This window comes from Halomonas sp. ND22Bw, assembly GCF_003011945.1.
In the GTDB taxonomy this organism is placed as follows: domain Bacteria; phylum Pseudomonadota; class Gammaproteobacteria; order Pseudomonadales; family Halomonadaceae; genus Halomonas; species Halomonas halophila.
In genome coordinates this window covers 1-417 of sequence record NZ_PXWD01000224.1, presented here as the reverse complement: position 1 = coordinate 417, position 417 = coordinate 1, and the positions used below count along the sequence as shown (strand labels likewise).

Sequence of the window (417 nt, the reverse complement as noted above, 5' to 3'; positions counted from 1 at the left end):
CACCAGCATGCGAAACACGAAATGACTGACCTCGCTTGTCTCCCGGATGAACCCCAGAAGCGGCTCGATGGCGGGCACGTGCGGAAGAGTATTCGCGGAGATGATACACGTCTCCCCGTTCCAGCATTCTCCCGGCTCGAGTACGGATCCCAGGTCGAACGACACCATCGGGTCATCGACGAAATGACGATTGCCGATCTCCACGCTTGATGCGACGATGTCCACGCCGCGATAGGTCATGGCGCCACGATCGTACAAGCGCCGCAATACCGGCAGGTAGTGCCCTGGTCCGCTACCGAAATCGAGAATGGAGACGTCACCCTGGACGGTGTCGCGTAGCGCCATTCCCATACCCACGGCCGAATCCATCTCGACACCGTGCCGCAGACGGTCGGCCAGGACATCGGCATAGGCCGT

1 protein-coding gene is annotated in these 417 nt (G+C 60.7%); it reads right to left on the bottom strand.

The window, feature by feature from the left end; translation table 11 throughout:
- Window positions 1-417, bottom strand: a 417-nt coding sequence (locus CVH10_RS25760; RefSeq protein WP_181244465.1) for a class I SAM-dependent methyltransferase, incomplete at both ends; no start/stop codon positions are given.